Source organism: Arthrobacter sp. CMU6 (genome assembly GCF_059090205.1).
The window spans coordinates 1-26,480 of record NZ_JBNHFL010000028.1 but is presented as its reverse complement, the minus strand read 5'-3'; the positions used below and the strand labels follow the sequence as shown (position 1 = coordinate 26,480).

Annotated in this window: 10 protein-coding genes and 2 pseudogenes; 7 read left to right on the top strand and 5 right to left on the bottom strand. The window is 64.7% G+C overall.

The genetic code is table 11. The features are described 5' to 3' along the window. Nucleotides 1-8 precede the first annotated feature (8 nt). The gene (locus AC5RWD_RS17940) at nt 9-413 is read right to left on the bottom strand and encodes a hypothetical protein (RefSeq protein WP_494021304.1); all 405 of its coding nucleotides are present in this window, start codon (nt 411-413) and stop codon (nt 9-11) included. A gap of 227 nt (nt 414-640) precedes the next feature. Between AC5RWD_RS17940 and AC5RWD_RS17935 the strand changes: the two genes are divergently transcribed. The 4 genes from AC5RWD_RS17935 (at nt 641) to AC5RWD_RS17920 (ending at nt 19,583) form a co-directional block, all read left to right on the top strand. Further along, nucleotides 641-973 carry a hypothetical protein gene (locus tag AC5RWD_RS17935; protein ID WP_494021303.1) on the top strand — a complete coding sequence of 111 codons (333 nt, stop codon included), beginning with the start codon at nt 641-643 and terminating at the stop codon, nt 971-973. A gap of 1,064 nt (nt 974-2,037) precedes the next feature. Beyond that, nucleotides 2,038-11,577, top strand: coding sequence for a Tc toxin subunit A-related protein (locus AC5RWD_RS17930; protein ID WP_494021302.1), 9,540 nt, complete (start codon nt 2,038-2,040; stop codon nt 11,575-11,577). Nucleotides 11,578-11,623: 46 nt separating this feature from the next. Then, the gene (locus tag AC5RWD_RS17925) at nt 11,624-11,944 is read left to right on the top strand and encodes a nucleotidyltransferase domain-containing protein (RefSeq protein WP_494021301.1); all 321 of its coding nucleotides are present in this window, start codon (nt 11,624-11,626) and stop codon (nt 11,942-11,944) included. Nucleotides 11,945-11,987: 43 nt separating this feature from the next. Next, nucleotides 11,988-19,583: a SpvB/TcaC N-terminal domain-containing protein gene (locus tag AC5RWD_RS17920; RefSeq protein ID WP_494021300.1), complete on the top strand. Its 7,596-nt coding sequence runs from the start codon at nt 11,988-11,990 to the stop codon at nt 19,581-19,583. Nucleotides 19,584-19,739: 156 nt separating this feature from the next. Here the strand turns inward: AC5RWD_RS17920 and AC5RWD_RS17915 are convergent, their stop codons facing one another. The 3 genes from AC5RWD_RS17915 to AC5RWD_RS17905 all read right to left on the bottom strand — a co-directional run bounded on the left by AC5RWD_RS17915 (nt 19,740) and on the right by AC5RWD_RS17905 (nt 21,670). Next, nucleotides 19,740-19,910: a hypothetical protein gene (locus AC5RWD_RS17915; RefSeq protein ID WP_494021299.1), complete on the bottom strand. Its 171-nt coding sequence runs from the start codon at nt 19,908-19,910 to the stop codon at nt 19,740-19,742. Between the two features lie 289 nt (nt 19,911-20,199). Then, a complete protein-coding gene (locus tag AC5RWD_RS17910) occupies nt 20,200-20,553 on the bottom strand; it encodes a helix-turn-helix domain-containing protein (protein ID WP_400577114.1) in 354 nt (117 codons plus the stop codon). After that, a complete protein-coding gene (locus AC5RWD_RS17905) occupies nt 20,546-21,670 on the bottom strand; it encodes a tyrosine-type recombinase/integrase (protein ID WP_494021298.1) in 1,125 nt (374 codons plus the stop codon). The genes AC5RWD_RS17910 and AC5RWD_RS17905 overlap by 8 nt, the downstream gene beginning before the upstream one ends. Nucleotides 21,671-22,166: 496 nt before the next feature. Between AC5RWD_RS17905 and AC5RWD_RS17900 the strand changes: the two genes are divergently transcribed. Next, complete coding sequence (locus AC5RWD_RS17900) at nt 22,167-23,237, top strand: IS110 family RNA-guided transposase (RefSeq protein ID WP_494021297.1); 1,071 nt, start codon at nt 22,167-22,169, stop codon at nt 23,235-23,237. An 85-nt stretch (nt 23,238-23,322) separates the two neighbouring features. On the opposite strand, the pseudogene AC5RWD_RS17895 reads toward AC5RWD_RS17900, so the two are convergent. Continuing rightward, nucleotides 23,323-23,619, bottom strand: a pseudogene (locus tag AC5RWD_RS17895) (helix-turn-helix domain-containing protein); the annotation flags it as partial. Between the two features lie 611 nt (nt 23,620-24,230). On the opposite strand from AC5RWD_RS17895, the gene AC5RWD_RS17890 reads away from it, so the two are divergent. Together AC5RWD_RS17890 and AC5RWD_RS17885 are read left to right on the top strand one after the other, a co-directional pair. Further along, entirely contained in the window at nt 24,231-24,422 is a 192-nt protein-coding gene (locus AC5RWD_RS17890; RefSeq protein ID WP_494021296.1) for a hypothetical protein, read from the top strand. 1,779 nt (nt 24,423-26,201) lie between these two features. After that, nucleotides 26,202-26,480 (top strand): annotated as a pseudogene (locus tag AC5RWD_RS17885) (hypothetical protein); the annotation flags it as partial.

Genomic DNA, 26,480 nt, shown 5'->3' with positions numbered 1-26,480 from the left:
ACCTGATCCTAGGTTCCGGGCGCGGGAGGCGGCGGGGTATTGCCGTAGTTAACGTTCACGTTTCCCCCGCCGACCTGACCGAAAGCGGGGGACTGATCCCCGGACGTTGTGGCCGTGCCCTGCGCCGCCGCGGGCTGGGCCGTCTCAACTAACTTGGCGAGCTGGGCCAGGAACCCAGGGTCTGCCTGGGCCCGGTCCACGATGACACCCTCGAGGGCCTTCACGCGCGAGGCGCTGTCCGGTGCATCCTCGACCCGGACGAGGGCCTGCTCCTCTGCCTCATGACCTTTGAACCGGTCCCGGATCCACGCCACCAGGCCGGCCCCGGCCTCCTCGCCAGCGTTGGACACGGCACTGTCGAAGAACTTCGCGATCAGCGCGGCCGCGGCAATCCCCAACGTCACAGGATCCATACCAAACCTCCCTATCGTCCCAGCGGCGCAGCCGACCGGCACGTCTCCACGCACCATAGCCCCAGACCACCCAGCACCGGAAGAGCCCGGGTTGACTCAGCGGGGGACGTAAGCCGCGGGTGGCCCTGGTAAGGGCCGGTGCTGACCGCAATAGGTGCCGGTCCCATGGGTGCGGGTGGCGGTCGTGAAGCAGGGTCCGCAGATCTTGCCTTCTGGCCGAGTGGCCCGTGTTTTGCCCGCTGAACGGCCGCAGGCCGCCGTCCTCGACGAACTCATCCGAGAACCGGAACACGACGAACACGAACACGCCCTGGCTGTTCCCGGGCATCCGCGCCGGCCAGCACCTCCACCCGGCGACCCTGTCCGAGCGGCTCAAAGTCCTTGGCATCGACGCACAAAGGGCCCGAAATGCCACGCTCCGCGATCTCACCCAGGAAGTCGACGCCGGGACGCTCATCGATCTACTCGACTACAGCCCGGCAGTCATCGCCCGGCATGCAGCCCGGGCAGCCACACGAATGTCTGACTACATCGCCCTCAAGCAGAATCAGCATCAATGATTCCGCATGACGAGAAATCGGATAACGTATTTCCCCATCAATTCGGTTGAGTATCTCACTGGATGCATCAATTCCGGTGTCCGATCTCAATCTTGTTGGCAAAATCTCAATAGACATAGCAATGTAGCGCGTGCCTTTGTCTCACCGCGTCTGGCAACACTACGGACGGACAATGCCTCCGGAGAGGTGGCCAGGCCGCCCTACGGCAGGGAAGACGCATACGGAATTGCCAACTCGGATGAGACGCCGGCGGCATAATCTGTCTAAGTTAAGTTGGCAAAACCCCACATCCAAGTTGCCAATTATATTGAGACCGGACATCCGGCGACCAGGGCTGAGTGTCCTATCTCAATGTAGTTGGCCATTTTCGCAACTTACCTGGACACTTGGCGTTCGGTGAGGTAGGTGCGCATCTGGTCCCGGGTCTTGGTGCTGATGGGGGTGGCCCGGTGCTTGCGGCCCTTTCCCTCGCACTAGATGTAGGGGCTGGTCCCTGTGTGGATGCTGGTTTGGTGGATCTCCGGGATGCCGCGGCGCCTTGGCATCGTTAGGGGACGCTTCGCTCACTCGGGCCGAGCGCTGAGCTTGACGCTTGTCACGGAGGCATTACAGGACTAAAGTGCGTCACACTGGAAGGACTTAAGGTTGAAGTATTGAGGGTGTGACTTAGTGCAGGAAACTGAGATTTAGCATCATCACAAGAAGCTTTCAGTTCTTGAAAAGGACCTCGGCATTCGCTCGGGGCCTTTTCGCTTTCAGGGCGCTTGAGGCCTCCACCTGACCGAACCTCTACCGCGCCGCCGCAGAATCTGGGAGCATTCAGCATATGCGGGGCATCAGCCCCACGGTACTACTGGTGGTCCTCGCCGCACCGACTGTCGCCACCGGTGTCACCGGCGGGAGCCGCAGCTTCGTCTTGATCGACGCGTTTTTTCGGGAAGGGGCTTCCTATGGTCGATGCCTCAGTTCGAGCCTCCCTGCCGGAGCTTCGGCGATTGCAGCCCGGACGACGGCGAACGCTCGCCGCCGCGCGTGCCCTCGCCCAGATCGCTCCGCCTGAGGCAGTGGCCACCCCCAGCGAGATGGATCTCCCGGCAGCCACGAGCGCGCTCGTGGCATTCCAGGAGCGGGTCGGACTCCCCGCGACGGGGGACGCTGACGATGCGACGATCGCCAGAGTCGTCGCGGAAGTGGCTCATACTCACATCGCATCGAGCCGCATGCGCACCGCGAAAGTGCAGGACATGCTGGCGCGTGCCGGTTTCGCGCCGATCGCCGAGGAACGCAGCACCCGGACCGCAGGTGAGTCCACGATCGGCGAGGTCAAGCGCTTTCAGGAGCAGAACGGTCTCACCGTCGACGGGCTTGTGGGGGAAGTCACTCTTGGGGCGCTTCGGCAGGCCGCCCTCACCGCCACTCTGGCCACGCATCGGCAGACCAGAACGCTTCAGCGCGCGCTGCTGAAGGCGGCGTCCGTTCGTGGAGTGGAGCTGCACATCGACGAAGCTGAGCTGCGTACACGCACGGCAGCCGACTCGACGCGGGCCGCCGTGAGGATCCTCCAGGAGTCGCTCGGTCTTCCCGTGACGGGCGAGGTGGACCCGACGACATTCGACCGTGTCAGAGCGGTTGCGGCCAGTCGCCGGCCGCCGTCGAAGCCGGTCTCTGCTCCTCAGGCGAACGAAGTGCGAGTCGTCCCTCGCAACCTGCGTCTCAACATGACGAACAAGGACGTGGCGACGGCTCAGAAGGCCCTCGCTTTCCTCGGCCACGCGCCGCCGGAGGCAGAATTCAAGGCCGCTCGCTTCGGAAAGAGCACCCGCCAGGCGGTGCTCTCATTCCAGGCGGCGAAGCGGCTTCCGCAGACGGGTGCCCTGGACGCTGCGACTCGATCGGCGATCAACAGCGAGATCCGTATCGCGACTCCCGGACCCGAATATCCGCATCGGATCCGCGGGTCCGTGCGCGATGAGACGTGGCAGGGACGCGGCGATATCACCGTGGAGCTGTCGACGGATCCCGTTGCCGGGGAGTCGGTCGTGCTCGCGACCAGGCGGACACTGCCCACCGGGTTCTTCGACATCCCGTACGAGGTTCCGAAGGACCCAGCGAGCGGGCAGCCGATCTCTCCGCTCGCGATCAAAGTGCGTTACCTCGACGGAGGCGGGAACCCGATCGGGGTAAAGAGGCTGCTGAACCCGACAGCCACATGCTGGGCCAACTTCACCGAAGGGGCCCACCCCTACCGCGGCACGAGCCTCCATCAGCTGCTGCTGGCCGCGGTCGCCAAGATCGGGGTCACGGATATGACCGCCCTCATGGAAACGGCGGAACGCGCCGACGTATCGCGAGTCGCCGCTCAGTCCGGACTCGTGCAGGACGATGTCATGCGCCTCATCCTTGCGGCTCGCGCGGCAGGCGTGCTGGGCGGCGAGCTCGACGCCGAGGTGTGCTTCGCCTTCCTCGCACAGAACCTGCCAGCCGGCGTGCCGAGCGACTTGCTCGCACAGACACACGAGTGGACGCTCATCGAGCAACTCGTGGACCGCGTGGCCGTCGGGGTCGCATTCTCCGAACCGGCACTCGCGCGAAGTGCGCTCGAGACGGCCGTCTCCGAGAACCTCGTCGGCGTCGCCCTCGGCGCGCGCCTTGACACGATCATGGCTGAGATTGCGGAAGCGCGCCGGCGCATGGCGCTCGACCGTCCGCTCCTGGTCGGGAATGGGACGTTGCGCGACACACTGAAGCGCACGATCGTCCCGGAAGGGACTCACGCTGCAATCGCCGACGCATTCGCACTCACCGGCGGAATGGGGCCAAAGTTCTGGGATCTCCTCCGTGAGAACCCTGATGCGTACGGGGGAGCGGGTGCCGTGGCGTCCCTCGAGACGGGGGTCGAGATCGGGCTCGTCGCCAAGAATCACCCCCCCACGGTCGATCTGCTCGCGCAGCGACTGGATGACCCGGCCCACGGAGAGCTCACGACCACACGCGACCTCGCGAAGTGGGACTCGGAGCAATGGAACCAACTCGTTGCGACCGTGGGCTCTGTGCCGGTGAACACAGACGGTGACACCGACCCGGCGCGCCATGCGACCTTCGCCCGCACGATGGAAGCGCAGGCGCATCGACTCTTCCCGACGGTCGCTCTCACCGCCTCTGTCAAACGTACTGGAGCTGGCGGACTGACGGCCGTCGGCGACATCGAACAGCTGGTCGACGCGCATCCCGGATTCGAGCTGCGGACCTCCAGCGTCGATGCCTTCATCGCAGCGAACGCGCCCCAATCGAAGCCGGAGATACGCAGCGAGATGCGGGTGCTTCAACGCGTGCATCGGCTCGCTCCCACCATCGAGACCGCGACCGCCTTGCTGGATGCGGGCGTTCACAGCTCGGTCCAGGTGCTCTCGCTGGGGCCCGAGGCGTTCGCGGCGAAGCTCGCTCCCCTGAAGATCGACGCGCCCACGATAGCCAGCATGTACGGCTACGCCGAGATCCAGTACGCGCAAGTGCTGCAGCGGATCGGCGAATTCCGCTCCGAGCTCCAGAAGACGCTGCCGGCAGCACTTAGTCCGCTCGTTCTCACCGCGGAATTGCGCTCGAAGGTTCTCAAGGACATTCCGGATCTCGAGTCGCTGTTCGGCGCGCTGGACGCATGTGACTGCCCGCACTGCGCCTCGGTGTACGGGCCGGCGGCCTACCTCGCCGAGATTCTTCGCTTCCTCACCCGTGCCGCCAACACCGGCGGCACCGTGCTCAAGGTACTGACCGACCGTCGCCCCGACATCGTTAAGATCAAGCTCGATTGCGCCAACACCGAGACGGTGCTTCCGTACATCGACCTGACCAACGAAGTCCTCGAATCGATCTACCCGGGATCCGCGGGGCTCCTGGACCGCCAGACCACTCTGCCATCCGACGAGCTGCGTGCGACCCCGGAGCACCAGGACGAGACCGTCTACGACGATCTACGCGTGTCCGACCTTCCGATCTCGTCGGCGTATGACCTCTGGCAGGACCAGACTCGCACTCTGCTGACGCACTTGGGCGTTCCGAGGTGGCGGCTCATGGAGATTTTCCGCAGTGCCGCAGCGGGTCCAGATGCCGAAGTGGATGCCGCCGCCGAGTACCTGGGCGTGTCGAGCCACGAAGCGGGGCTCATCACGACCGCGAAGCCGGCCACGGGCGACCAGAGTACGCTCTGGGGCTTCGACGCATTGCGGAGCAGCATCCCCGTTCTGGAGGTACTCGAGCGCACCAAGCTCAGCTACCTGCAGCTGCAGATGCTGCTGCAGAACGCTTGGATCACACCCGACGGGGATTCGCCGATCCACATCAAGCGCCCCGCATCCAGCGCGGATCTGAATCTCCAGACCGTGGATGGTGTGAGCGCCGATGCGCTCGACCGCATCCACCGGGTGCTGCGGGTATGGCGGCATGCGCCGTGGGACCTTTGGGAGCTGGGCCTGCTGGTCCGAGCCGAGAGGATCGGCGGGGACGCGCTCGACGGCCCTGCGCTCAAGCAGCTTGCCGCCGCTGCGCGGCTCGGCGATCGCCTCGGGACGGGGGCTCAGGAGTTGGCCGCCTGGTTTGGCGTCCTGCCGACGAGGGGTCACCCTGCAGAGTCGGATCCCACCGACCTGACAGCCGCCGACGCCTCGCTGTATGCGAAGACGTTCCTCCGCAGGGCCGTCACAGGTGCGCCGGATCCGGCGTTCGACCCTCAGCCGGACGGGAGTGACCTGCGGCAGCACCGCCCGGCGCTCCTCGCCGCGCTCGCCATAGCGGACCCCTCCCTGACGGCGCTGCTCGACCGCACGGGTGCGACCAACGACCTCATGACTCTCTCCCGGCTGACAGCCTGGGTCGGGCTGGCACGAGGGCTGCGATTCGATGTGCCTGAATTGCTGGCGGCTGGGGACCTGCTGAAGCCGCTCGTCTCCGATCCGTTCGCGTCGCCGTCGACGCTGCTCGTCTTCATCGAGCTGACCGACGAGCTGCGCGCAGCCGGGCTGACGATCACGGAGCAGGATTTCCTGCTCTCGAGCAGGCCGGCCTCCCCCCTCGCCCCGACCGACGAAGCGGTCGGTCTCGCGCTCGGTTCGCTTCGAGAGAGCATGCGGACCGCGCCTGCGGCTTCGCCGGCGGGGCAGGTCTTCACGACCATCGCAGCCGCAACTGGTCTGGTTCCCGCGCAGGCGAAGACGCTGCTGGACGAGTCCGACGCCGTCGGAAAGCTGCTCGACGCCTTCCTCGATCCCGAGCTCCTCAAGCGTCAGCCCGGCGGTGACTTCGTGCACTCCGCCGTCACGCGCACGGACTTTCCTCGTCTGTTCACGGTGTACCGGCGAATCCTCAAGATGGCTCGCGTTGCGCGTGCACTCACCCTGGACACGGACAAACTCGCGTGGACGTTGCAGCGGGGTTCCGCGCTCGGGCTTCGGCTGGTCGATCTGCCCGTGGATGCCGCGCCCGGCGTGCCGCTCGCATCGGGCTGGGTCCGCCTGCTGCGGTGGAGCGGCGCCCATCGGGCGCTTGACCTGCGTGCCTCCATCGTTTCTGCACCCCCAGGTGCCGCGCCGGCGGCCCCCGCCAGCACGCCGCGTGACCTGTTCGCGGCGGCGGCCGACGGTCGTCCCATCGATGAGATCCGTGGCATCGCGACGAGCCTTTCCGGAATCAGCACGGCAACACTCACGCAGCTCGACGGTGGCACCGCCGCCCGCTACACCGATCCCCAGTTCCTCCGAAGGCTCGCGGATGCCTCGGACGCCGTGCAACGGCTCGGGATCTCCTCCGACGTCGCCGCGACCTGGTCGGTGCGCGAGCGCCAGGGCGGTCCGCCGGAACGCGAGATCGCGAAGGCGGTCATGCAAGCTGCGAAGTCGAAGTACGAGCGAGGCGCATGGCTCACCGTCCTGGGCCCGTTGCAGGATGTGTGGCGGGAGCGCAAGCGGAATGCGCTCGTCGCCTATCTCATCGAGAACGCCTCCCGGACGCAGCCACCGACCGTGCAGGTGGCCGGCAAGGAGTATCCGAACCCCAAGCGCTGGACGTCCAGCGCCGACCTGATCGACTACCTGCTGATCGACGTCGAAACTAATCCGCCCGTCCTCACTTCACGCATTAAGCACGCGATCGGAAGCGCGCAGATGTTCGTCCAGCGTGCCTATCTCAACCTGGAGAAGCCCCACGTCGTCATCACGACGGACGAAAAGGCGGACTTGGCGTCCCCCAACAGCTGGCGGCAGTGGAAGTGGATGAAGAACTACCGCATATGGGAGGCCAACCGGAAGATCTTCCTCTATCCGGAGAACTGGATCGAGCCGGAGCTGCGTGACGACAAGACCCCGTTGTTCAAGGAATTCGAGCAGGAGCTGCTCTCGGGCGAGATCACCGCCGAGCGCAGCGAGGACGCGTTGAGGAACTACCTCACGAAGCTCAACGAGATTGCGAACCTCGAGGTCGTCGGCGTGCATCATGAGATCGACGACGATCATCCCTGGGATAATCTCGGTCCGTCGGTAAACCTCCTGCACGTCGTCGGTCGCACGCGCGGCGAGCCCTTCACGTACTTCTACCGACGCTACGACGTGAATGCCTCCATCTGGACGCCATGGGAGACCATCGATCTCGACGTCACGGCGGAACAGGTGCTTCCCGTCGTGTACAACCGAACACTCCATCTCTTCTGGCTGCAGTTCACCGAGAAGCCTCAGAAGGGGAAGCGGCAGCCCGCCGCGCAGCCTTCCACCGGAACGACGGCGGCTCCGGAGCCGCCGACGCAGCTGGAGATCAAGCTCTCTTGGACCGTTCGGGGCAGGGACGGTTGGTCGGCCAAGCGGACCGCTCCGCAGACTCTCGTGCACCCCTGGCCCCGGCCGGCGCGTTCCTACACGCTCAAGCCGCGCTATCACAGCGCCGAGAACCAACTCTGGATCGATGTCTACATCTCCATGAGCTATGAGTTCAACCAGGGATGGTTCTGGGATCCTTACCTCGGCTATCATCGGAAGCTCACGAACAAGAGCTTCGACGAGTCGGCCCGGCCATGGCACTCGTCGTCGTTCGTCTTCGAGGGCCACGTGACGGGGCTGCGACTCAAGCCGCTGCGCGGTTTCTACCACCCCATCGGAAGTGACGGGCAACCCAATCCGAACCTCGCGGCCTCGGACTCGTTCACCTTCGTCAGCGATATCAGCGATCCACAGAGACGAGTCGTGGATCGGCTCACCACGACGGCCCAGGTGTCCGCGCGCCTCGTGCAGCCGCCCGGCATGCACCTGGAATCGGGAAGGATGCGAAACAACAGCGTCACACCGAATACCGGCCAGCTGACCGTGATTCAGAACGGGGCCGAGGTCGCGCTCCTTCAGGGCGCGCGTCCGCCTTTCGGCACGGTGCAAAGCATGCACCGGATCCAACTCGACACGGCCGCCGATCGCAGCCCCTTCTTCTACCTCGACGCGGCTCGCGCGTATTTCGTCACCTCGCAGTGGGCGAACGTTCGAATTGACTCGACGACCTCGGTCCAGAGGCTGCAATACACATTCGCGCCTTTCCAGCACCCGTACGCTGCGCTTCTCCTCCGCGAGCTCAATCGCTCGGGACCAGACGGCGTGCTGAACCGAGCGATGCAGCGCTTCCCGGCCAGCTATCCACCCGGCAACGCGTTCGACTTCTCGTCCTACGCCCCGGTTGGGAATGTGGCGGTTGCCGACCCGACCGCACAAAAGGACATCCTCGACTTCTCCCGGTCAGGGGCAATGTCCGTCTACAACTGGGAGGTCTTCTTCCACATTCCGCTCCTCGTTGGCTGCCGCTTGAGCACGAATCAGCGCTTCGAGGAGGCGCTGGATTGGTTCCACCGGATCTTCGACCCGTCGAACACGGAGTCCGAGTCGGCTCCGCAGCGTTACTGGATCACGAAGCCGTTCTTCGAAGCGACGGACGAGACGTATCAGCGAAGCCGGATCACGGAGATCCTCGGCAACGCCGACGACCCGGAAATCGTCAAGCAGATCACGCAGTGGCGAAACAACCCCTTCATGCCTGATGTCATCGCGAGATTCCGTCCCGTCGCCTACCAGAAAGCGGTCGTCCGGAAGTACCTTGACGCGGTGATCGCGTGGGGCGACCAGCTCTTCCGCCGGGAGACGATCGAATCGATCAATGAGGCGACGCTGCTTTATGTGCTCGCGGGCGAACTCCTCGGTCGCCGCCCCGAGCACATCCCAGCCGTCCCACGGGATGCGAAGTCCTACGAGGAGTTGGTCGCCGCCGAGGAACTGGATGCCTTCGGCAATGCACAGGTCGAGGTCCAGCTCGAGAACCTGACCAATCGTCCGACCCTTGTCATCGGGTCCGACGAACCGGGCGCCTTGCCGGTGGTCCGGCTGTCGTACTTCGGCATCCCAGCCAACGACGCGCTTCTCGTGTACTGGGACACCGTCGCAGACCGACTGTTTAAGATCCGCAACTCGATGGACATCTCAGGGGTGTTCAGACAGCTGCCGCTTTTCGAGCCTCCCATCGACCCCGCGCTGCTCGTGCGCGCGGCGGCGATGGGGGTCGACCTTTCGAGCGTGCTCGACCCCGCGTCTGCAAAGGGATCGCCGTACCGCTACGCGACCCTGTTCGAATCTGCTCGGTCGTGTGCGGAGGACGTCCGTGCGCTGGGTGAGAGGATGCTCGCCATCCTCGAGCGGCGCGACGCTGACGCGCTCGAACGGCTTCGATCGGGCAACGAGGTTGCGCAGGAGACGCTAGTCCAGCGGGTCCGTGAGGCGCAGGTGCTCGAGGCCCAGCGTGCTCGAGAGGCGCTGGAGAACAGCACAGAGGCGATCCAGCTGAGAATCGACCACTACAGCGCCCAGCCCTACATGAACGATTGGGAGACGGCGGCGACCGTCGCGCACGCCCTCGGCATCGTTTCGCAGATCATTGCGACGATCCTGGGCGCGGTGTCCGGCGGGGCCAGCCTTGCACCGTCCGTCACCTTCGGGGCGGCCGGCTTCGGCGGGACACCCGTCGCAACCGTGACCTACGGCGGCGAGAACATCGCCGACTCGGCGAGCGGCTTCGCGAGAGTCTTCGAGGGAGTAAGCGGCATCCTGCACTCCGCCGGCGGCATGCTCGAGACCCAGGGCGGCTATCAGCGCCGGCACGAAGACAATCAGTTCCAGGCCGAGCTGGCCCGAAAGGAGCTGAATCGGCTCGCGAAGGAGATCGTCGTCGCCCAAGTCCGCGAGGCCGTGAGCCAGCATGAGCTCGATGCGCATCTGCACGCCGTCGAGGCTGCGCAGAGCGTCGACGAGTTCTTGCGCAGCAGGTACACGGGGGCTGAGCTTTATGAGTGGACGCTGGGCCAGCTGTCGACCGTCTACTTCCAGGCCTACCAGCTCGCGTATGACCGCGCGCGTCAGGCCGAGGAGGCGTACAGATACGAGACAGGCGACCACACGACCCCGCCCGTCGTCCAATTCGGATACTGGGACAGCCTGCGGAAGGGACTTCTCGCCGGCGACCGACTCGTCAACGATCTCCGCCGCCTCGAGTCGATCGCGCTGGAGAACAACCGACGCCGGCTGGAGGCGACGACCCGCGTTTCACTCGCTACCCTGATGCCCGGCAAGCTCCTCGAGCTCAAGGCAACGGGCCGCACGACTATCGAACTGCCCGAGTGGCTCTTCGCAAGGGAGAACCCGGGATGGTACAACCAGCGAATCCGGTGGGTCGCCGTGGACGCGCCCAGTGTCACGGGACCCTATACCGGCGTGCACGCCACGGTGATGTTGACTCAAGCGGTGGTCAGGACCTCAGCGCAGGCAGGCCAGGACTTCGGTGACGCGTTCGCCGGTGGCCCGGGCTTCGCAGCGGCGATGCCGACGATCGCCAGCATCCGCACGAGTCACGGCGTCGACGACCGCGGTCGCCTCGCCGGATCAGCGCCCGACGATCGGTACGAGCCGTTCGAGGGAGCCGGCCTCATCAGCCACTGGACGATCGAATTGGACCCTCGTGACAACGCGTTCGATGTCGACACACTCTCGGACTTCGTCCTGACCATCGCCTATGAGGGCGACCAAGGGTCGTCGCAGCTCGTGGCTCAAGCGCGAAGCGCCGTGAGCGAGGCCGTCCCCAAGCGCGGTGCGGCCCTCATCTGGCTCGATGGGACGCACGGCGCCAAGTGGGCGCGGTTCCTGCATCCCTCCGAAGGCGAGGAGCAGCAGCTGAGGATTCCCGTGGGACGGGAGGTGCTGACGTTCCTACAGCGACAGCACAGCGGCGCGAAGCGGCTGCGCGTCCTGGGCGCCGATCTCGTGGCCGAGGTCGAGACAAGCCCACTGGATGTGCGGATGACACCACCTCCGGCAGCCGGCGGAGCGGCGGCTGCCCGCATCGAGGTCGCCGCCACGACCGGCGGCGCGTTCGGCGAGCTCGCGCACGCACCCGCCACGTGGCCCGCAGGGCAGGGGCCGGATCTCCTGGGAACCTGGACTCTTCAATTCAAGCGAACGGCCGACCTTACGTGGGACGCGCTGCCGGACGACGCGGTGCGCCATGCCTGGCTGCTGCTGCGTTTCGAGGCCAGCGATGTATGAGACTCCGCCGCCATTCGCCGTCGGACTGGCACGTCGACTCGTCGCTGTGTCGCACGCGATGGCCGTGCTGATGTACGGGTCGTGGAGCAAAGGGCGGGCCGATGTTCACAGCGACCTGGACCTTATCGTCGTGCTCGATCGTCGGCCGACCCAATCCTTGCGGGCGGAACTGACGGATGCGACCGCGAGCGTGCCGCTGAGGGTCGACCTGCTCCTGTGGACGGCGGACGACATCGTCGCGGCACACGACGATCCGTTCGGATTCCGCGGCTCGGTCCTCTCATCAGCTGTTCCGCTGCATGTGCGTCCCGACGCCGTGCCGCTGGTGACGCGGCCATCGGCGCTGATCGGGCCGCTCGATGGCTGATCGGTCGGCGTCCGCGGATCGCCCATCTTCCGGGTCGCTGCCAGTGGTGCTCCCTCAGGCACCCAGGATCGAGCTGCCGAAGGGCGGTGGAGCGATCCGCAGCCTGGGGGAGAAGTTCGCGGCGAACCCGGTCACCGGAACCGGATCGCTGTCCCTGCCGATCGCAACAAGTCCCGGCCGCGCGGGGTTCGGCCCGGCCCTGCCGCTGACCTACGACTCCGCTACGGGAAACGGCCCGTTCGGGTTCGGCTGGAGCCTGTCGCTTCCCTCGATAACCCGCAAAACCGACACCGGGCTCCCGCGGTACCGCGACGACACTGACTCCGACGATTTCCTGCTCTCGGGGACGGAAGACCTGGTCCCCGCCCTGGTCCAGGCCGCGGACGGCACGTGGGCGCCACCGAAGCTTCCGCTGCGGACAGTCGACGGCAGGAGATACCGCATTCGCCGCTATCGGCCACGCATCGAGGGTCTCTTCGCACGAATCGAGCGGTGGACAAACATCGGCGACCCCAGTGATGTCTTCTGGCGGACGATCTCCAAGGACAATGTCACGACCTGGTATGGCCGCACCCCGGAGAGCCGGATCGCAGACCCTCTCGATGCGAGTCGCATCTTCAGCTGGGCCATCTGCGAAACGCACGACGACAAGGGCAACGTGGTCGTGTATGACTTCATCGCCGAAGACTCGGAGCGGATCTTCGAAGGTCCGGGCGACGGCCTCATCGCCAAAGCGCACGAGCGGAATCGGTCCGATGTCTCGCGTTCGGCTCAGCGGTATCTGAAGCGCGTGCGGTACGGCAACCGCCGCCCGTACTACCCGGCGCTCGATGCCGCCGACCCATGGCCGGAACCGCCGGGTGCGCGGGCGCTGGACGGAAGCGACTTCTGGCACTTCGAGTTGGTGCTGGACTATGGCGACCACGACGAGGCGGCACCCGTGCCCGCACCCACCCGGGTGTGGCCCTGCCGGAGCGATCCGTTCTCCCGGTATTGCGCAGGCTTCGAGATCCGGACCTATCGGATCTGTCAGCGGGCGTTGATGTTCCACCACTTCCCCGCAGAGCCGGGGGTCGGCCGGGAGTGCCTCGTGTCATCGACGGACTTCACGTACTCGGACGAAGTGGATCCCGCCGCAGTGCAGAACGCGGTGTATACCTTCCTCACCGCGGTCACCCACACGGGCTACCGACGCAACGGAGGGGACTACGAGGCACGAAGCATGCCTCCGGTCGAGCTGCGATACTCCGAGGTCGAAGTCGAATCCACCGTCCGTCGCGTGGAGCGCACCAGCCTTAAAGAAGTCCCCGTTACGCTGGAGGACCTCGCGCATCGCTGGGTCGATCTCCACGGCGAGGGGATACCGGGCCTGCTCACCGAACAGGGCGGTGCCTGGTTCTACGAGCGCAACGTCAGTCCAGTCACGGGTGCGGGAGGCGAGGAAGCCGGCATCGCCCGATTCGCCGCCGCGGAGACCGTGGCACTTGCGCCCACGGTCACGCTGAGTCGTGGTGGTGAGTTCCTCGACCTGGCGGGTGATGGGCGTCTGGACGTCGTGACATGGGGCGGAGCAACCCTCGGCCTGTTCGAGCACGACGCAGATGAGGGCTGGGAGCCGTTCCGCGCACTCGCTGCCCCGCTGGTGCGGGATCTGTGCGATCCAAATCTGCGGTTCGTCGACCTCGATGGAGACGGGCTCGCAGATGTGTTGATCTCGGAGGACGACGCCTACGTCTGGCACGCCTCGCTCGGTGAGGCCGGATTCGGACGCGGTGAGCGGTTGATCAAGGCCCTCGATGAGGAGAGGGGTCCGCGGGTCGTGTTCGCCGACCCCTCGGAGTCCATTCACCTCGCCGACATCTCTGGCGATGGCCTGAGCGATATCGTGCGCATCCGCAACGGCGAGGTCTCATACTGGCCGAACCTCGGGTACGGCCGGTTCGGTGCGAAAGTCACGATGGACGGCCCGCCCTGGTTCGACGAACTGGACATCTTCGACCCTGCCCGCCTGCGGCTCGCCGACATCGATGGGAGCGGCACGACCGACATCCTGTATCTCCACGGCGATGGCGTCATGATGTATTCGAACCAGTCCGGCAACGGCTGGAGCGCGCCGCAGCGCCTTGCGGTGCAGCCCGAGACCACCGACCTCGGTGGCGTGGTGCTCGTCGACCTGCTGGGCAACGGCACCGCGTGTCTCGTCTGGACGTCTTCGTCGCCCGGCGATTCAGAGCGGCCGACGTGCTATGTGAGCCTGACGGGCGGGCAGAAGCCGCATCTGCTCGTGTCGTTGGTGAACAATCTCGGCGCGGAGGTCCACGTGACGTACGCGCCGTCCACCAGGTTCTACCTGCAGGACAAGGCGGCCGGCCGTCCGTGGCTGGGTTGCCTGCCGTTTCCCGTGCACGTGGTCGAGCGCATAGAGACGGTCGATCGGGTCAGCCGGGCTCGGTTCGTGAGCCGGTTCTCCTATCACCACGGCTGCTTCGACGGGGAAGAGCGGGAGTTCCGCGGGTTCGGAATGGTCGAGCAGTTCGACACAGAGGCGTTCGAAGACCACGTCGCCGGCGTCGCGCGCATGGACGGTGCGCAGGAGACCACTCCCGAGTTGTATCAGCCGCCCGTCACGACGCGGACCTGGTACCACACGGGATCCATCGACAAGGAGCGACGGACGACGCAGGGATACCGCGCGGAGTACTACCGCGGCGAGCAGCATCTTCCCGCGCCGAAGACCGCCTCCAGCCGGGATGCCTGTGAAGCGCGCGAGAGTATGCGAGCACTCAAAGGCGTGGTTCTGCGGCAGGAGACATACAGCCACGACGGCTCATCCGTCCAAGAGCACCCGTATGCCGTGATGGAGAGCACGTACGAGGTGCGCCGGCTTCAGCCGCGAAGCGGACAGCGCCACGCCGTGTTCCTGACGGTACCGCGCGAGAGCGTCTCTTTGGCCTATGAGCGCAATGCCGCTGATCCGCGTATCTCGCACTCGCTCGCGCTAAACCTCGATGAGTACGGCAACCCGCGCAGCACGTGCATGGTCGCCTACGGGAGGAAACAGGCGGAACCTGACCTTCCCGGTGAGGTCACCGCCGCGCAGGGGCATCCGTACATCGTCTGGGCGGAAACCGAGTACACCGACGACATCGACGCCGACGCGTCGCCGGACGTCTATCGCCTGCGAGTACCGTTCGATTCACGAAGCCACGAGATCACCGGCCTGCAACCGGAAACGGAGAGGTTCACGATCGAACAGCTCGCGGATGACATCGCCGCGGCCGCTGACATCGACTACGAGATCGTCGCGGACGGCGCGACACTCCAGAAGCGGCTGCTCTCCCACGAACGGGCCACATTCCTCGACGATGAGCTCAACCCGCTTCCCCTCGGCGAGTGGGGCTCGCTGGGCCTCGCGCACGAGTGGCTCGACCTCCGCCTGACCCCGGGTGTGCTCGCAGCGCAGTACGCCGGCCAAGTGGCGGATGCCGAGCTCACCGCCGCCGGGTATGTCCGCTCCCCGGGACACGCAGGATGGTGGGCGCCATCCGGTACCCCGGTCTACCCGCCGAACGCGCGTGACGCCTTCTATGTGCCGGTCGGCACGAGGGAGCCGCTCGGGATCGAGACCATCGCGACCTACGACGCGTACCACCTCCTCATCGAGGCCGTGTCGGTCACTCAGGCCGCATGGAACGTCGTGACCGCCGCCAACGATTACCGGGTGCTGGCACCGGTGCTGATCACCGACGCGAACGGCAACCGATCGGCCGTCGAGCACGATGAGCTGGGCATGGTCGCGAAGTCCGCGGTGATGGGCAAGTCGGGATCGGCCGACGGGGATTCGCTCGCGGATCCGACCACACGTTCAGAGTACGAACTCTTCAACTGGCGTGACCACGGCAAGCCCAATTTCGCGCGCACGCTTACGCGGGAGCGGCACGGCGCTGCGGACACCCGCTGGCAGGAGACGTATTCGTACTCCGCGGGGGCCGGAGGTGTCGTGCTCGTCAAGACGCGCGCCCATCCCGGGAGAGCGCTGCGGGTCGAGGCGGATGGGTCGGCCGTCGAGGTGGATGCCGATCCGCGCTGGATCGGAAACGGCCGCGTCGTCACCGACAACAAGGGAAACGTCGTCAAGCAGTACGAACCGTACTTCAGCACCACGTCGGAGTATGAGGACGAGAGTGCCGTGCGCGAACTCGGCGTCACCGCGATCACGTACTACGACCCGCTCGGACGCAGCATCCGTACGGAGTTTCCGAACGGGACCTTCACCAAGGTGGAGTTCACGCCTTGGCTCACGCGACTTTTCGACGTCAACGACACTGTCACCGAGAGCCGCTGGTACATGGATCGAGGCAGCCCCGACCCTGTCGCTGAACCCGAACCCGCGAACGATCCGGAGAGACGCTCCGCCTGGCTGGCCGCGAAGCATGCCGGAACGCCGGCTGTCGCGCACTCGGACAGCCTCGGTCGCACGATGTATGTCGTGTCGGATTACGGCGGGGGCAAGGCGGCGGCCGCGCGGACGGAGATCGACCTCGCGGGGCGCTTCTCCCGGATCTTCGACCAGGAGCAGCGTGAAGTCGCGAGTGGCTTCACGGGGATGGGCGGGACACCGATTCTCGGCGTGAGTGCCGAACGGGGCCGGCGGTGGACGTTCCTGAACGTCGTGGGGGGACTGGTGCGCACGTGGGATGAGCACGGCCGAAGGTTCCGGGTCGAATACGACGAGCTCCAGCGCCCGGTGAACTCGTACGTCCAGGATGGTGCCAGCCTGGAGATCCTCTTCAACCACGTGATCTTCGGCGACCGGCTCGGCGCGGCCCAAGCCAAGCCTCTGAACCTTCTCGGCACCGCGCATGTCGTCTTCGACCAGGCCGGCAGCGTGCGGGTCCCCGCATTGGATTTCCGCGGGCGGCCGATATCTGTCGACCGGACCCTGACGAGGGACTACGCCGGAATGGTCGATTGGAGCCCGCTGCAGGCGGCCCCCGACGTCCCCTCCGCAATCGCGGCGGCGACAGTGCTGCTGAACCCGGCGGAGGTGTTCTCGGCATCAGCGGACTTTGACGCGCTGAACCGACCGACGCGGGTCACGATGCCCGACGGGACTGAGCTGCATTCCGAGTACAACGAATCGGGCTTCTTGGCCTCCCTCCAGGCTCGCATCGGCGGCCAAGGGGATCTGATCGACTTCCTCAAGGCTCAGGACTACGACGCCAAGGCGCGCCGCATCTTCGCCCACTACGGCAACGACGTCGTGACCCGGTACTTCCACGACCGGACGACGTTCCGGCTCACGGAGCTCGTGACGTGCCCCCTCGGTGAGGACCCCGCGACGCAGGCTCTGCAGCGCCTGCAGTACACCTACGACCCCATCGGCAACATCACCCGACTTGCCGACGACGCGCAGCAGACGAGATTCTTCAACAACGCCGTCGTCACAGCGGAGAACCGCTACGAGTACGACGCCCTGTATCAGCTCGTCCGGGCGACCGGCAGAGAGCTGGCCGGGGTCGTCAACGACGACATTCGGGGCTCTGCGGACCTTGACGCGGTCTCTCTGAAGCATCCGAACGACCTCGCCGCTGTCCGGAGGTACACCGAGGAGTACCAATACGATCTGCTCGGAAACATCACGCAGCTCTCCCACCGATTCCGCACCGAGCAGGGGGTCGGCAGCGGGTGGACGCGACGCTACCGTTACGCCTTCGACGACGTGGCGGCCGACCGCACGAATCGCCTGACGTCGAGCAGCCGCTCGGGAGATTCGGCAGCGGGGCCGTTCTCGGACGCGTACTCCTACGACGATTACGGCAACATGACCCGGATGCCCCACCTCGCCGTCATGGAGTGGAATTCGTTCGACCAGCTCAGCCGAGTCGACCTGGGGGGCGGTGGCGCAGCGCATTATCGCTACGCACCGGGCGGCCAGCGGATCCGAAGGGTGATCGAGCGCAGCGGCAACCTGAATCTAGAGTGGATCGACCTCGGTGCCCTGCAGATCTTCCGCCGACGACGGCGCGACACCGGTGAGGTGCGACTCGAGCGGCGGACCGTGATCATCGCCGATGAAACGGGACGCATCGCCCAAGTGGACACCAAAGTCCGAGACGACGACAACGTCGATCCGGCCAACCCATTGAACGCGCCCCTCATCCGCTATCAGTACACGAACCACCTCGGGTCGGCGGTGCTCGAGACCGATGCGGATGGCAACCCGATCTCATACGAGGAGTACCACCCCTACGGCACAACCGCATACCGTTCCGCGAAGCCGGGAGTCGACCTGAGCCTGAGGCGCTTCCGGTTCAGCGGGAAGGAGCGCGACGACGAGACGGGACTGCTGTACTTCGGGGCGCGCTACTACGCGCCATGGCTCGGACGTTGGACGAGCGCCGACCCAGCGGGGTTCGTCAGCGGACCCAATCTCTTCCGCTATTGCGCGAACAATCCCGTAGTCTACCTCGACCCGACGGGAACGCAGGAACGTATCAGCTACAAGTTGAGTGATGTCGATTTGACCGGGGTTTCCGATCCGGCAGAAGCGTCGCGGCGGTTGAGGGCTCAAGGCTTCGACTTCACCGGTTTCAATGCCGAAGGGGTCGAGCAAAAGGCCGATGAGCAAGGCCGGGGCATCGGCCTCATGAAGCGCGCGGGCGGCGGTTGGGAGGTCGGAACCTGGCTGCGAAGGCCTGGTGAAGGCAAAGACAAGGGCGACGCCTCAGCCGGCGGCGACGAAGAACCGGAGGAGGTCACGGTCAAAGGTCCTCCACGAACGAATGCCATGGGTGAGGCCCAGTCATCCGCCGAGCTCGCACCGACTGCCGATGCCGCTCGGTCAGTAGTCCAAGAGGCGGCGCGCCCAACCAGTGTGACCGGCGCTCGGCCGAAGGGCACACTTCACCTCTGGTCTGGGCCGGCGGGCAAGGCGGAAGCGAAGGCGGCGATCAAAAACAACGGCTCGGGCTGGATGATGGGGGACATCGAAGGGGCGCCGACGCCGGAACACGCCGCGGGTGAGGCGGAGTTCAACAAGGCTCGCGCGGCAGTTCGGAACGGGCAGCTGTCACAGGCGGAGTTCGAGCGCATCTGGGGTCCTCGTTCCGCTTCGGTCGTGCGGAGGGGCGCCTTTTCGGGACACCCTGTCGAGGCGCACGGGACCCCGTCACCTCAGTCGATCCAGGTGCGGTATGAGTGGACAGCACGGGCAGTCGGCGGAGGGCTCGGCGGAGGGCTGTTCTTCGGCACCGGGATGTTCACGGCCATCACGGGAGGGCAGGACCCGAATCCTGCGGTAGCGATACCGCTGGTGATCGGTGGCGTGGCCGAAGCGACCAGCGGAATAATGTACGGCGCGGGAGCCATCCTCGGTTCTTCCCAAGCCATGGCGATCGGAGCCGCCGGGGCGACATTCGCGGGAGGAGCGACGGCAGCGATCGGATTCGGTGTTGCCTCGGTGCGCTCGTTCGAAAGGGGGGACAACGCGGGCGGGATCGTGAACGCACTCGGGGCCATCGGCGGCGTGCTATTGATCGCGTCTCTTTTCACGCCTGTCGGCTGGGTGGGACTTGTCGGGGTTGCGCTCGTCGGTCTGGCGGCCGGATTCAATCTGGGCCGGTGGCTCAGCAACTGATGACCCGAGGCGGCGGCGCGCCGCCTCGGACCGTTCGCCACTCGCCGTCGGGCAGGCCGTACATCACCGACCTCGACGGAATGCGCTTCACCGCGTTCGCAACGAACCAGGCCCCTGGGGAGTCAAACGCACCGAGCTTCGTCTTTGGCGATCTCGTCAGGTCGGCTCCTCGATTCGGGTAAGAGCCGTGACGTGTTTTTGCCGGATCCAGGTGATGCCGCTGTTGGCGCGTTTCATCGACTTCAATACTGCAGCAAGCGGAATCAATTCGGGCGCCATGATTCCCCGCGACGGGTCCGTGAGCAGGTCTTCAACAACGGTGGCCAACACACAGCCCCAGCAGCGGCCGCCGCTGTGAAGTTCGTCTTCTGCTCCGCAGCTCTCGCAGTCGACGTTGAGTCGGATGCCTGAGCATCGGCGGCAGGCAGGGTGGTCATCGATAATTCCGGGCAGGACGCCTTCGTGGCCGCAGGCGCAGGTGCCACGAGTGCGTTTGGCTTGCTGGTAGCAGTAGCCGCAGACTCCGCCGTCGGGCTATCGAGCGACGGTTTGGTGGTGCTGGCCACAGCGGCCGCAGGGGACCGGCCAGCGGATGGGGTCCTCTGCTTTGCGTGGCCTACTCATCGTCCTCGGAAGCGACGAGTCGGACGCGTCGAGCGATCGGGTTGCCTGGTTGGATGCCGAGGTCTTCGCTGCGCTTGGGGGCGTTGGCCGTCGCCGCCGCGCGCATCTCGACAAAAGGCTCGAACAAGTCGTTTGGTGTGCAGTTCAGGATGTCGCAGAGCGCGGCGAATGTCCTGGCCGGAATGCGCTCCGGCGTGGATGTGACCAGCCTGTAAACCTGGCTTTCGGAGAGGTTAATGCCACGGGATTTCAGGAGCGGCATCAATTCGGTGGTCTTCCAGAGGTTCTGTTTTGCCATCAAGGCTCGCAGGTTCCAGCGGTAGCCAATCCGGCGCTGTTCAGGCATCTGGGTCCTCCAAGTTCGCGATGCGACGTGCAATCATCTGCTGCACGGTTTTCTGCTTGAAGTCAGACGATACCGATGTGTAGAGCCCGGTGGTCGAGGCGTAGGAGTGGCCAACCTGAGTCTGCACGAACGCCGCGTCGTAACCGGCTTCGATCAGGTGGGTCACGTAGGAATGCCTGAGGCAATGCAGTCCCAGCTCCCGGGGCAGGCCGACGGCATCCCGTGCAGCGGCGAACGCATCCCCGAACGAGCCCAGGGACATCCGGGCACCACGCTCACTCGGCCAAAGCGCCGAGGACCGTTCCGCGGTCGGGAACTGCTGCCGCAATCCACCGGATGTCCATGTCTTGAGCTGGTCCACGACCCAGTCGAACTCCGGCACGGTCAACACGGTGCGCCGTCTGGGTCCTGAGCCCGCGGTGCCCTTGGCAAACCGAACCTGGACTGCCCCGAACCGGCCGTAGTCGCTGACGTGCGGGTTCGGGCCGAAGTCCTCCAGGTCCAGCATGGTCATTTCACGCCGGCGAAGCCCGTAGGCATAACAGACCTTGAACGCCACCGAGTCGCGGAACAGGGGCAGCCAGCGCTTACTGCCGGCGGCGTATTCCCGGTCGACGAGGTCATCAATGTAGTCAAATAACCGCTGCAGTTCCGCCTTGGTGAACGAGCGCTTCTTCGCCGGGACGGCATCATCGGTGGTGTGCCGAGGCATGTTCCACTCGAAACAGATCTGGCTCGGAATATCACCGAAAGTCCGTTCGCAGAACTCGCCCCACCCATAGCCCGGATGGGTCACGTAGGAGCAGAACATCGCCACAGCGTTGCTGTACGAACGCAAGGTCTTCAGGCTGATCGGCTTCTCGCCAGAACGCAGATCGCCCAGGAAGTCATCGATGTCGGCCGGACCCCAATGCCACGGACGTTCACCCGTGAAGCCCTGAAAACGCTCCAGCAACTGGCAACGCTTCTTGATGGTCTCCGTCGTGAGGCCACGCGCCAACATCTGCGCCCGCCAGCCATCGAGCATGGCAGCAAAAACCCGTTCATCAGCCCGGAACAGCCCAATGTCCGGATCGACCAGCATCCGCGGGACGAAACCCGGAATGGCACCGCTCACTGCAACCCCTAAACCATGGAAACATGCATTAGATGCAGGAAACCTATAGCGGCAAGGGATCCGCGGCCAAATTCAGCCGTGTCGACAGAACGGTCAGGTCCGTCGCAAAGCCTGCCTGACCTGCGGAAACACCCAGGTTCCTCCAAGCACGGGAGTACTCGCAGCTACTTCCACTCCCGTGGTTTGAACGCCTGTGAGGATTGGGGCGGCTGGTCTGGGACTGGCTGGCAGAGTAGGTGCAGGCCGTTCCACCCGGCGGCTGTGACTCGTCTGAACGCTTGGCCCCCGTATGGTGCCCTGTTATCGACTTGTCCGTCTGTTGGGTGGGCGGCCGGCACCTGCCCGGCCCACCTCGGTGACTTGATCAGAAGATTGTCCGCTCCCGCGCGGGGCGTGGCTCGTCACAGTGCTGTTCCGAAGTGACCTCTACCCGGACTGGTACCGGCCCCGTAACGGCCTGACATGTCCGCGAAATGAGGAAGGTGCCAGAACCGCTATGACTATCGTTGCGCATTCCCACCCGTTTGTCGTGGGTGTCGACACCCACGCCCGGAAGCACGTCTTCGCCATCATCGCCGCGGCAAACGGCGAACGGATCGACAACCGGGATTTCCCAGCGACGGGCGCCGGGATCAACCGCGCCATTGCTTGGGTTGCGCGTCGCACCGAAGCCGATCTGGCCACTCTATGGGTGATTGAGGGCGCCGCTTCTTATGGTGCCGTGTTGGCCGGTGCTGTCGCAGCTGCCGGCTACCAGGTTGCTGAAGCCACGCGCATGGACGCCCTGCCGCGTCGTGGGGTTGGTAAGTCGGATCCGTTGGACGCGCACCGGATCGCTTCTGCCGTCCTTTCCTTGGAAGAGGATAAGTTGCGCCGGCCACGGCTGAACGAAGGGGTCCGGGCGGCGTTGCGGGTCCTGGTCAGTGCGCGTCATTCGATGACCACGGACCGGACCAGGACCGTGAATGCGTTGACCGCACTGCTCCGGATCAATGATTTGGGCTTCGATGCGCGCGAGTCGTTGACCGGAAGCCAGATACTGGAGGTGTCCCGGTGGCGGGTCCGTGAAGAACCTCTTGCGGTGTCTGTGGCCCGCTCCGAAGCCGTCAGACTGGCCAAGCGCATCGGCGACCTTGACGCGGAGATCAAGGCAAACGGCTCCCGGATCACCGAACTGGTCGAGGTAAGCGAAGCCGCGCCGCTGCTGCAGGAATCCGGCTTCGGACCAATCACGGCAGCCATATGCCTTACCGCCTGGTCTCATCAGGGCCGGGTTCATTCCGAGGCCGCCTTCGCCTCCCTCGCCGGGGTCAACCCCATTCCCGCTTCATCTGGAAATACCGTCCGTCACAGGCTCAACCGCGGCGGCGACAGGACCCTGAATAAAGCCCTTCACCTGGTTGCTGTTACCCGGATGGCCTTCGATCCAGAGACCATCGAATACGTAGCAAAACGGCAAGCAGAAGGGCGAACCAAGAAGGAGATCCGCCGGTGTGTGAAACGCTACCTCGCCCGAAGGATCTACCGCACACTCAATGCCAACGGTCCCCGGCCATTACTGCGTTGACAACCATAGAAGAGTCGATAATGAAGATTCCGTCAATCTGGCTTTGTGCTACCGTTGCGGCACAAAAGAATTGCCTGCGAGGGCTTCAGGAAGGCGTGGCCTGGCGCAGGTACTGGTACACCGATTCCCGGCTGATGCCATAGCCACTGGCGAGGACGGATTTGGGGATTCCAGTGGCCGCCCGCGGTACCATTTCGGCCGCCCGTTCCCGCGAGAGGGTCTTTTTCCGTCCGCGGTAGGCGCCGCGCTGCTGGGCCAGGACGATGCCTCCCCGCTACCGCTCCCGGATCAGGAAGCGTTCGAACTCGGCGAAGGCGCCCATCACTGAGAGCATGAGGTTGGCCATGGGGGAGTCCTCCCAGGTGAAGACCAGCTGCTCTTTCGTACAGTCCATGCCTTTCGGGCATGGCGTTCCTCCGGATTTGGTCTTGGACAGCATTCCCTTGCGGCCGTGACACTGGGGGTACTCCTGGCTGAAAGGAATCCCGATGTCCATCTCCCTGCAATCTTCCGCAGACGCACCCGCCGCCCCTCTGGATCCTGGCCAAGACGTTCGGGCTTCCCCGGACCATTGATTCAGATTATGAGCACGACTTTGATGTGATTTGAGGGCGGAAAATGGCGGTGGACACTACACGGCCAAAACCCGACCAACAATCACCCAAGACCAACGCGTCGCATGGCTGCGGGAACAGCTCACCGGTACTAGCGTATCCCTGCCCTACCGAATCGCCGGCATCTTGCTGCTTCTCTACGCCCAGCCGCTCGTGCGGGTAGCCAGGCTCCGTGCCGACGCCGTCGAGACCAGCGAAACGAATGGCAGCGTGAGGATCAGCTTCGGCGCCCATCCGGTCCCCGTACCCCAGCCCTTCGCAGAACTGCTTCAAGAACCACCTGCGAAACCGCCCGAATCTTAGAACAGGATCAGATGCCCAAAGTCCCTGGCTCTTCCCGGGAACCCGCGCCGGACAACCACTTCACCCGAACGGCATCATGGACAGGCTCCGCAGTCTCCGCATCGTCCTGCTCGGCGCACGAAACACCGCACTCGACGAACACCTCATCCTTTCCCCGCCACCGCTGGTCGCCGACGCCCTCGGCTATAGCCACCAAATCGCGTTCCTCCACGCCGACAACGCAGGCGACGCGTGGTCCCGCTACGTCAACCTGCGGACTAAACCCTAAAAGAGAGTGCCCCATGGCCTGTCTATTAGTGGAGCCTCAGCCGGCCGGCCTGCTGACAATTCAACCCAACCAGCGCCAACTCCACCGAGGGCGACAGCCGCGGCGGAACTCTGCGCGGGCGTTGCTGAGTGCAGAATCGTAGGCGATAGGATCAAACAAGAAATCCGTTGCGTTTGAGATAAGGGCGTCCGCATCGCCGTCCTGTTCCTCGTCCTTCCAACCGAGGGCCCGCCAAGTCACCGCATCAGTGGTGCGGCTTATTTCCACTGACAGAATGCCGTCGGAGACATCGAAGCAGGTGGCGCAGTAAAACAGTTCGGCCCTAGTCGGCGCGTGGCCGACGCCGGGACCCCTGAGCTGGCGTAATTGCTGAAGGGCTGCTCGTGGCGAAGACGGCGACAACCTAGTAACGAGATCCGGGACCGGAACCGTTATTTGCCACTCGGGCTGTTCCCAGTCCCGCCACCAATACCGCAGCGGACGACCATCGATAACGATGTCCAGCCGACGGCCCTCGATAGCCCTTCTGATACCGGAGTCGTGACCAAAGGCGGAGGCGACGAACTCAGGATTCTGAGGTTCCAGGGTAAGGACGTGTACCGCAGCTCCCACAAAAGTTGTAGGGACGCTGCGCTCAGAATAGGCTAATAGAACATACCCATTGCGCTTTAAGTTGTCACCGCTTGGCGTACTTGGGGCCGAGTTCGGCCATTGCTCGATGTTCTCCTATTAAGACTCGATATGTTCTCCTATTAAGATCCGAGGCAGCCATGCTGATTGCTGGAAAGCCGAAGGTGAAGAAGGCGGTGGCAGCCAAGAGGGCGCCGGTCGCCCGCCCTCGATATTCATCTGCTGTTCGACTCAGGCAGTTTCGGCGGCTCCGGCGCCGACGCGATCGACGGAAGACGACTCGATACGGCGGCTTTTACGGTCTCAGAGGTCCATACAAAAACAAGCCCCTTACATTGAAGAAGAGCAGCCTTCTACGCCAAGGTAGGACCCCGCTGTCGCGAAGGACGAGTTTCCTTAGACCAAGGGTGAAGCCTAAGTTCCCAAGAAACCAGTCGTATCCTTTGCGGAAAGGCTCAGGGCAGTTGCCCTCCCGGCCGGCGATCATCGTCCGACATGTGCCCTCGCAGCAGCGCGCCAAAGGGCCAGCAGCTACGAGATCCATGAGCCCGCTCTCGCGATACGTCGCAATTAGGAAAAATGTGTTCAATCGAGCAGATGCGAGGATCCGCTCCCTAGCACGGCTGCGAGAGGCCATACAGGCGCGAATAGCCCAAAGTCAGCCCAACGCGGCCGCTCACGCCGTTGCCGAAAACGAGAAGCGCTCTCGACAAAGCCGCTGAGCCTTGGCTGGCGGGCCATCGTATTCTGATCGGCCGGGCATAATCCAAAGTCACTTTGATGGGCTATCTAACACGCGCCCGGTCCAGCCCCGGCTGCAAGACCCGCTGGCCTCAGAGCCCCAACCGGAAACCAATCTTCAATACACCCCGTATTACTCGCCCAGCGAGGTGCTGAACCGGTCCTGATCCGTTCTTGTCCGCATAATCCATTATCGGAGCCGGCGAGCCGGTCATATACGTGGCGAATGCAGCAAGGGCGTCATCCACCAAGCCAGCCGGAACACAGGCAATAGCGGTAGCTGCGCCCATCAGGAGCTCATTAGTGCGTCCCCGACCGTGCTCTCTCTCCAACTCCATCGTGCGCCCCGCCTCAGTTAGTGCCCCCGTCACCGTGCTTACCTGCCCAACGACATTCATCGCCTTCAGAGTGCCAGAGCCCAAACGAAGGAAACGAGCAGACGGCCTGGTTCCCTCGGAAAGGGGTGGAGGAGCAGGCGCCTCGCCCGAACTCACCTTCAACCCCGAGCTTCCCTCAGGAACCGGTGGAGGAGCAGGCGCCTCGCCCGAACTCACCTTCAACCCCGAGCTTCCCTCAGGAACCGGTGAAGCAGCAGGCGCCTCGCCCGAACTCACCTTCAACCCCGAGCTTCCCTCAGGAACCGGTGAAGCAGCAGGCGCCTCGCCCGAACTCACCTTCAACCCCGAG

Bases quoted from the DNA above. Each gene is read 5' to 3' on its own strand.
- AC5RWD_RS17910 (WP_400577114.1), bottom strand. From the start codon at position 20,553: ATGCCTGAACAGCGCCGGATTGGCTACCGCTGGAACCTGCGAGCCTTG.
- AC5RWD_RS17890 (WP_494021296.1), top strand. From the start codon at position 24,231: ATGGACAGGCTCCGCAGTCTCCGCATCGTCCTGCTCGGCGCACGAAAC.
- AC5RWD_RS17900 (WP_494021297.1), top strand. From the start codon at position 22,167: ATGACTATCGTTGCGCATTCCCACCCGTTTGTCGTGGGTGTCGACACC.
- AC5RWD_RS17940 (WP_494021304.1), bottom strand. From the start codon at position 413: ATGGATCCTGTGACGTTGGGGATTGCCGCGGCCGCGCTGATCGCGAAG.